8 protein-coding genes are annotated in these 8,065 nt (G+C 67.2%); all 8 read left to right on the top strand.

Annotated features, from left to right (window positions below):
- A partial coding sequence (gene infB / locus G7B71_RS15175; RefSeq protein ID WP_166042455.1) for a translation initiation factor IF-2 occupies nt 1–1,924 on the top strand: 1,924 nt, incomplete at its 5' end.
- Between the two features lie 39 nt (nt 1,925–1,963).
- The gene (gene rbfA, locus G7B71_RS15170; RefSeq protein WP_166042453.1) at nt 1,964–2,362 is read left to right on the top strand and encodes a 30S ribosome-binding factor RbfA; all 399 of its coding nucleotides are present in this window, start codon (nt 1,964–1,966) and stop codon (nt 2,360–2,362) included.
- A 41-nt stretch (nt 2,363–2,403) separates the two neighbouring features.
- The gene (locus tag G7B71_RS15165) at nt 2,404–3,219 is read left to right on the top strand and encodes a hypothetical protein (RefSeq protein ID WP_166042451.1); all 816 of its coding nucleotides are present in this window, start codon (nt 2,404–2,406) and stop codon (nt 3,217–3,219) included.
- Nucleotides 3,206–3,748 (top strand): GNAT family protein, encoded by a 543-nt coding sequence (locus tag G7B71_RS15160; protein ID WP_166042449.1) that lies wholly within the window; start codon nt 3,206–3,208, stop codon nt 3,746–3,748. The genes G7B71_RS15165 and G7B71_RS15160 overlap by 14 nt, the downstream gene beginning before the upstream one ends.
- Nucleotides 3,749–3,759: 11 nt before the next feature.
- Nucleotides 3,760–4,389, top strand: coding sequence for a thymidine kinase (locus G7B71_RS15155; RefSeq protein WP_166042447.1), 630 nt, complete (start codon nt 3,760–3,762; stop codon nt 4,387–4,389).
- Between the two features lies 1 nt (nt 4,390).
- Entirely contained in the window at nt 4,391–5,380 is a 990-nt protein-coding gene (truB, locus tag G7B71_RS15150; protein WP_166042445.1) for a tRNA pseudouridine(55) synthase TruB, read from the top strand.
- Between the two features lie 16 nt (nt 5,381–5,396).
- The gene (rpsO, locus tag G7B71_RS15145; protein WP_166042443.1) at nt 5,397–5,666 is read left to right on the top strand and encodes a 30S ribosomal protein S15; all 270 of its coding nucleotides are present in this window, start codon (nt 5,397–5,399) and stop codon (nt 5,664–5,666) included.
- 155 nt (nt 5,667–5,821) lie between these two features.
- Nucleotides 5,822–8,065 (top strand): polyribonucleotide nucleotidyltransferase (pnp, locus tag G7B71_RS15140; RefSeq protein WP_166042441.1); only part of this gene is annotated, 2,244 nt, incomplete at its 3' end.

Genomic DNA, 8,065 nt, shown 5'->3' with positions numbered 1-8,065 from the left:
GGAGCCGGCCCGCCCGGCCCGCGGCCGCGACGACCGCCGCCAGTCCGGCAAGCTCACCGTCACCCGCGCCCTCAACGACGAGGGCGGCGCCCGCGCCCGCTCGCTCGCCGCGCTCCGCCGCGCGCGCGAAAAGGACAAGCGCCACCATCAGCAGAGCGGCCCGTCCGCCAAGCAGATCCGCGACGTCGTCGTGCCGGACGCGATCACCGTCCAGGAGCTCGCAAACCGAATGGCCGAGCGCGGCGCCGATCTCGTCAAATCGCTGTTCAAGATGGGCATGCCGGTCACCGTCACCGAGACGATCGACCAGGACACTGCCGAGCTGCTGGTCACCGAGTTCGGCCACAACATCAAGCGCGTCAGCGAGAGCGACGTCGACATCCAGACCGAGACCGACGTCGACGCCGCCGAGACGCTGAAGCCGCGTTCGCCGGTGGTCACGATCATGGGCCACGTCGATCACGGCAAGACCAGCCTGCTCGACGCGATCCGCGGCGCTTCCGTGGTGAAAGGCGAATCGGGCGGCATCACCCAGCATATCGGCGCCTATCAGGTCGCCTTGCCCGACAAGTCGAAGGTCACCTTCCTCGACACGCCGGGCCACGAGGCGTTCACCGAGATGCGCGCGCGCGGCGCCAACGTCACCGACATCGTCATCCTGGTGGTGGCCGCCGACGATTCGATCAAGCAGCAGACGATCGAGGCGATCAACCACACCAAGGCGGCCGGCGTGCCGATGATCGTGGCGATCAACAAGATCGACAAGCCCGAGGCCAACCCGCAGAAGGTCCGCGAGGAGCTGCTGCAGCACGAGATCATCGTCGAGGACCTGGGCGGCGACGTCCAGGACGTCGAGGTGTCCGCGCTCAAGAAGACCAATCTCGACAAGCTTCTGGAGGCGATCCAGCTTCAGGCCGAGATCCTCGAATTGAAGGCCAATCCGGACCGTCCCGCCGAAGGCGCCGTGGTCGAGGCCAAGCTCGACAAGGGCCGCGGCCCGCTCGCCACCGTGCTCGTCCAGCGCGGCACGCTGCGCGTCGGCGACATCTTCGTGGTCGGCTCGGTCAGCGGCAAGGTTCGCGCGATGATCGACGACAAGGGCAAGCAGATCAAGGAAGCCGGCCCGTCCGTCCCGGTCGAGGTGCTCGGCCTCGGCGGCGTCCCGTCCGCCGGCGACACCCTGACCGTGGTCGAGAACGAGGCGCGCGCCCGCGAGGTCGCCGCCTATCGCCAGAGCGTGATGGACCGCAAGCGCACCACCACCGCTCCGGTCAGCCTCGAGAACATGTTCGCGTCGAAGGCGAGCAGCACGATCGAATTCCCGCTGGTCGTCAAGGCCGACGTCCAGGGTTCGGTCGAGGCGATCGTCGGGGCGTTGAACCGGATCTCGACCGACGAGATCAAGGTCCGCGTGCTCCATTCGGGCGCCGGCGCGATCACCGAGAGCGACGTCGTCCTGGCCTCGGCCTCGGGCGCGCCGATCATCGGCTTCAACGTCCGTCCCAACGCCAAGGCGCGCGAGATCGGCGAGCGCAACAAGGTCGAGTTCCGCTATTACGACGTCATCTATCACCTCACCGACTGGGTGCGGGACGCGATGGCCGGCGAACTCGGGCCGGAGGTCATCGAGACGGTCGTCGGCCGGGCCGAGGTCAAGGAAGTCTTCCCGGCGGGCAAGAAGGACAAGGCTGCCGGCCTGCTCGTGGTCGAGGGCGTCATCCGCAAGGGCCTCCACGCCCGCCTCACCCGCGAGGACGTCATCGTCTCCAAGACGACGATCTCGTCGCTTCGCCGGTTCAAGGACGACGTCGCCGAAGTGCGCGCCGGTCTCGAATGCGGTGTGCTTCTCGCCGACACGAACGACATCAAGGCGGGCGACCATCTCGAGGTCTTCGAGGTCGAGGAGCGCGCGCGCACGCTTTAGCTCCTTCTCCCCTGAGGGGAGAGGAGCGAAGGATGGACTATGCGTAACACCGACACCCCCGAAACCCGCTCGGTTCGCCTGCTCCGCGTCGGCGAGCAGGTGCGTCACGCCCTGTCCGAGGTGCTGATGCGCGGCGACGTCCATGACGATGTGCTCGCCAGCCATCCCGTGTCGGTGACCGAGGTCCGGATGTCGCCGGACCTTCGCCACGCCACCGTGTTCGTGAAGCCGTTGCTCGGAACCAACGAGGCGGCGGTGATCAAGGCGCTCCGCACCAACACCGCCTATCTCCAGAGCGAAGTCGCCCGGCGGGTGAACACCAAATATGCCGCGCGTTTGAAATTCCTGCCCGACGAGAGCTTCGACGAAGGCAGCCGGGTCGACTCCCTGCTGCGGGACCCCAAGGTGGCGCGCGATCTCGGCGCGAGCGACGACTAGGCGCTCTTCAAAGGGTGCGGGGGTCGGGGCATAGTCGACCCATGGCCCAGTCCTTCCACGTCCGCGCTGCGCTCTGCACCGGTGCCGTCATGCTGTTCTTCGCCGCCATGGCGACGGGCGACCTGCCGGCGTGGATGCTCCAGTCTGAATCGATGGAGCGCGGGGGAACGCCGATCCTGTCGCTGCCCCGCGCCGGCCAGACCGAGGCCGGCCCGGCCGACGAACCACGCATGATTGTCGATGTCGACTGCGACGGCGTCGGCCGGGAGCCGGGCCTGTCGGCCTATACTTTCCGGCCGCCGTGCGTCGGCCGCTCGATCGCACCGAACGGCCGCTGGGGTGTCGAGGTGGTCGCAGGCACCGGCACAGTTCGCCTCGGCGGGCCCGACGGCAACAGCATCGACGAGATTCCGAGCCTTGCCAACGGCATGCCGTTCGTCCTCGAATGGTCGCCGCGCTCGGACTGGTTCTTCGTCAACCACTCGGTCGGCAACGGGCAGGAACGCCTTCGGGTGTTCCAGATCGTCAACCGAAGCGTCGTTGAACGGTCGGCGCTGTTCGCCGAAGCGACCGCGGAGATGGTTCGCCGCTATCCCTGCCTCGGCGACACCGCGCGCGTGCGCGCCGCCGGTCATCGCTGGAGCGGAGACGGCCGCCGAATCGCCATCGCAGTCTATGCGCCCACCGACGCGTGCCTGGTCCAGCGCGGTGTCGGCGACTTCGCCATCACCGGCCAGTGGGAGCCATTGTTGATGATCGGCGACGCGGCGAGCGGTCGAATCGACCCCGGATCGATCCGGCAGAGGCCTGGCGGGAACGGTCCGCTTCCGTCAGACGGAGCCTATGCAGAATTCTGACCTCGCAGCGCCGATGCGCGACGGCGATCTCGCCATCGAAGCGCTGGAGGAAGGGCACCGCGACGCGCTCAAGGACGCGTGCGCCCGGGATCCGGCGATCTGGGACATCTATTCCATTTCCTACGACCCGGAGAGGTTCGACGCGAGCTTCGACCTGCTGCGGTCGCGGCCGAACTGGCAGGCGTTCGCGATCCTGCTCGGCGGGGAGGTCGTCGGCATGAGCGCCTATATCGGCATCGAGCGCGACCGCGGCGTGCTCGAGATCGGCAACACTTATTATGTGCCGCGGCTGCGTGGGACCGGGTTCAACCGGCGGGTCAAGGATTTGATGATGCGGCGCGTCATCGAGTGCGGGTTCAGGCGCATCGAGTTCCGCGTCGATGCGCGCAACGAGCGGTCCCAGGCGGCGATGGCGAAGATCGGCGGGGTGCGCGAAGGGGTGCTCCGCGCCGACCGCATCACCTGGACCGGCCATGTCCGCGACACGGTGCTGTTCTCGATCCTCGCCGACGAGTGGCGGGCGCGCTAAGCGGGGATCCGATGGCCAAGCTCTATTTCTATTATGCGTCGATGAACGCGGGGAAATCGACGACCCTGCTTCAGGCGGACTTCAACTATCGCGAACGGGGCATGCAGACGATGCTCTACACCGCCGCGTTCGACGACCGCGCCGGCTGCGGCACGATCGGCTCGCGCATTGGCCTCGAGACCGAGGCCCACACCTATGAGGCGGGGACCAATCTGCGCGCCGAGGTCGAGGCGGAGATCAAGAAGCGGCCGGTCGACTGCATCCTCGTCGACGAGGCGCAGTTCCTCACCCGCGACCAGGTGCTCGAGCTGGCGAGCATCTGCGACGAGCTCAAGATCCCGGTCCTCGCCTACGGCCTTCGCACCGACTTCCAGGGCAATCTGTTCGAGGGCAGCGGCGCCTTGCTCGCGCTCGCCGACAGCCTCGTCGAGCTGAAGGCGATCTGCGAGTGCGGGCGCAAGGCGACGATGAATTTGCGCGTGGATGCCGAGGGGCGCGCGGTGAAGGCCGGCGATCAAACCGAGATCGGCGGCAATGACCGTTACATCGCGCTGTGCCGGAGGCACTTCATGGAGCGGCTCCGCGAGGCAGAGGAGCGGCAGCTTCGGCTCGGCCTCGCCCCGATCAACGACAACGCCTGACATGCATGGCTGGCTGATCATCGACAAGCCGGTGGGCCCCGGCTCGACCCAGATCGTGGGCGCGGTGAAGCGCGCTCTGCGCGAGGGCGGCTACGCCAAGGTGAAGGTGGGCCATGGCGGCACGCTCGACCCGCTGGCGAGCGGGGTCCTGCCGGTGGCGCTCGGCGAGGCGACCAAGCTGTCGGGGCGCATGCTCGATGCCGACAAGGCCTACCACTTCACCATCCGCTTCGGCGAGGAGACCGATACGCTCGACGCCGAAGGGAAGGTGGTGGCGACGTCCAAGCGGCGGCCGACCCTGACCGAGGTGGAGGCGGTGCTGCCGCGCTTCACCGGACCGATCGAGCAGCTTCCGCCGGCCTTCTCCGCGTTGAAGGTCGACGGCAAGCGCGCCTACGACCTCGCCCGCGCGGGGGAGGTGGTGAAGCTGGCAACGCGGCGGGTTACTGTTCACGACCTCAAGATCCTCCCCGGTACGGGGAGGTGGTTCGCCGAAGGCGAGACGGAGGGGGCCCCGGGTCCCGCGCGGGCGGAGGGCCCCCTCCACCACCCTTCGGGTGGTCCCCCTCCCCGTACCGGGGAGGAGCTTGAGGACGTCACCCTCTCCGCCCGAGTCTCCAAGGGCACCTATATCCGCAGCCTCGCCCGCGACATCGCGCACGCGTTGAACAGTGTCGGCCATGTCACCATGTTGCGCAGGACCAAGGCGGGGCCCTTCACTCTCGAAAAGGCGATTTCGCTGGACAAATTGGCCGATCTCGCTAAGGCGCGGCGGCTTGAAGAGGCATTGTTGCCTCTGGCGGCGGGGCTGGACGACATCCCGGCTCTGACCGTCACACCCCGAGAGGCCGATCTGCTCCGCGTTGGGCAGCAGCCGACCGGGTCAGCCGCAAGGCCAGGTCTCCATCTTGCACTTCTGGACGATGTTCCGGTCGCGCTGGTGGAGTGTTCCGAAGGGGTTCTTCGGGTGGTCCGCGGCTTCAACCTCTAGATGTGAAAGGATGACGATGTCGATCACCGCCGACCGCAAGCAGGAACTGATCAAGGACAACAGCCGCACCAAGACCGACACGGGCTCGCCCGAGGTCCAGGTCGCGATCCTGACCGAGCGGATTGTCAATCTCACCGAGCATTTCAAGACGCACGCCAAGGACAACCACTCGCGCCGCGGCCTGCTCATGCTCGTCAACAAGCGCCGGTCCCTGCTCGATTATCTCAAGCGCAAGGACCAGGAGCGCTACCAGCAGCTCATCGCGAAGCTCGGCCTTCGCAAGTAATCATGAAGCGGCCCCTCGCGGGCCGCTTCGCATATCCGGCGCCTGCAATTCGGTGGCGCGCCGGTCTGGACCATTAGGGGTCCGACCAGCGGGAAAGACATCCCGCGCCAAGAGGCCCCCGCAGCATCCGGCTGCGGGTGTTTGAAGGAAATCACATGTTCGATACCAAGACCGTTGAAATCGAGTGGGGCGGCAAGACCCTCTCCCTCGAGACCGGGCGCGTTGCGCGCCAGGCCGATGGCGCCGTTCTGGCGCGCCTGGGCGACACCGTCGTCCTCTGTGCGGTGACCGCCGCCAAGTCGGTGAAGCCGGGACAGGACTTCTTCCCGCTCACCGTCCACTATCAGGAAAAATTCTCGTCGGCCGGGCGCATCCCGGGCGGCTTCTTCAAGCGCGAGCGCGGCGCGACCGAAAAGGAAACGCTGACCAGCCGCCTCATCGATCGACCGATTCGCCCTCTTTTTCCTGAGGGTTTTTATAATGAAATCAATGTCATAGCGCAGGTTCTCTCCTATGACGGCGAGAACGAGCCGGACGTGCTGGCGATGATCGCCGCGTCGGCCGCCCTCACCATCTCGGGCGTCCCCTTCATGGGCCCGATCGGCGCCGCCCGCGTCGGTCGCGTCGACGGCGAGTTCGTGCTGAACCCGACCCAGGAGCAGATGAAGGAAGGCGAGCTCGACCTCATGGTCGCCGCCACCCACAATGCCGTGATGATGGTCGAATCCGAAGCCAAGGAGCTGTCGGAAGAGGTCATGCTGAGCGCCGTCATGTTCGCCCACCAGGCGAGCCAGAAGGTGATCGACGGAATCATCAGCCTCGCCGAGCAGGCGGCCAAGGACCCGTGGGAGCTCGACCAGGGCGCCGACAATGCGGCGATGAAGCAGCAGCTCCGCGACCTCATCGGCGCCGACATCGCCAAGGCCTATGCGACGCTCGACAAGGGCAGCCGCCGCGAGCAGCTCGACGCGATCCGCGACAAGGCCAAGGCCGCCTTCGCCGACGCCGAGCCGCAGCAGCAGATGGTCGCCATGAAGCTGGTCAAGAAGCTCGAGGCCGAGATCGTCCGAACCGCCATCCTCAAGGACGGCAAGCGCATCGACGGCCGCGACACCAAGACCGTTCGCCCGATCGAGGCGATGGTCGGCTTCCTTCCGCGCACCCACGGCTCATCGCTGTTCACCCGCGGCGAGACCCAGGCGATCTGCACCACGACGCTGGGCACCAAGGACTCCGAGCAGATGATCGACGGGCTGGAGGGCCTGTCCTACCAGCGCTTCATGCTCCACTATAACTTCCCGCCCTACTCGGTCGGTGAAGTGGGCCGCTTCGGCGCCCCGTCGCGCCGCGACGTCGGCCACGGCAAGCTCGCCTGGCGCGCGCTTCACGGCGTCCTGCCGAGCCACGACGAATTCCCCTACACGATCCGAGTCACCTCCGACATCACCGAGAGCAACGGCTCCTCGTCGATGGCGACGGTGTGCGGCGGCTCGCTGGCCCTGATGGACGCCGGCGTGCCGATCACCCGCCCGGTCAGCGGCATCGCGATGGGCCTGATCCTCGAAGGCAAGGACTTCGCGGTCCTTTCCGACATCCTCGGCGACGAGGACCATCTCGGCGACATGGACTTCAAGGTCGCCGGAACCGAGCAGGGCATCACCTCGCTCCAGATGGACATCAAGATCGCCGGAATCACCGAGGAGATCATGCGCACCGCGCTCGAGCAGGCCAAGGAAGGCCGCGCTCACATCCTCGCCGAGATGAGCAAGGCCCTCGGCGCCGCGCGCACCGAGCTGTCGGCCAACGCGCCGCGCATCGAGACCATGCAGGTCCCGAAGGACAAGATCCGCGACGTCATCGGCACCGGCGGCAAGGTGATCCGCGAGATCGTCGCCACCACCGGCGCCAAGGTCGACATCGACGACGAGGGCGTGATCAAGATCAGCTCGTCCGACGTCAGCCAGATCGAGGCGGCCCGCAAGTGGATCGCCGGGATCGTCGAGGAGCCCGAGGTCGGCAAGGTCTATGACGGCAAGGTCGTCAACATCGTCGATTTCGGCGCGTTCGTGAACTTCATGGGCGGCAAGGACGGCCTCGTCCACGTCTCCGAGATCCGCAACGAGCGCACCGAGAACGTCCGCGACGTCCTGTCCGAAGGCCAGGAAGTGAAGGTCAAGCTGCTCGAGGTCGATTCGCGCGGCAAGGTCCGCCTGTCGATGCGCGTCGTCGACCAGGAGACCGGCGCCGAGTTGGAGGACACCCGTCCCCCGCGCGAGGAGCGTCCGCGCGGTGAAGGCCGTGGCGACCGCGAAGGTGGCCGTGGCGGCGACCGCGACCGCGGCGACCGCAACCGTCGCGGCGGCCGTGGCGGCGGTGGCGGCGACCGCGAACGTGGCCCC

The sequence above is a fragment of the Sphingosinicella sp. YJ22 genome (genome assembly GCF_011320075.1).
Lineage (GTDB): Bacteria > Pseudomonadota > Alphaproteobacteria > Sphingomonadales > Sphingomonadaceae > Allosphingosinicella.
This window is presented reverse-complemented; position numbering and strand designations above follow the sequence as displayed.

Coding starts and splice junctions, on each gene's coding strand:
- rbfA (WP_166042453.1), top strand. CDS start 1,964: ATGCGTAACACCGACACCCCCGAAACCCGCTCGGTTCGCCTGCTCCGC.
- G7B71_RS15165 (WP_166042451.1), top strand. CDS start 2,404: ATGGCCCAGTCCTTCCACGTCCGCGCTGCGCTCTGCACCGGTGCCGTC.
- G7B71_RS15160 (WP_166042449.1), top strand. CDS start 3,206: ATGCAGAATTCTGACCTCGCAGCGCCGATGCGCGACGGCGATCTCGCC.
- G7B71_RS15155 (WP_166042447.1), top strand. CDS start 3,760: ATGGCCAAGCTCTATTTCTATTATGCGTCGATGAACGCGGGGAAATCG.
- truB (WP_166042445.1), top strand. CDS start 4,391: ATGCATGGCTGGCTGATCATCGACAAGCCGGTGGGCCCCGGCTCGACC.
- rpsO (WP_166042443.1), top strand. CDS start 5,397: ATGTCGATCACCGCCGACCGCAAGCAGGAACTGATCAAGGACAACAGC.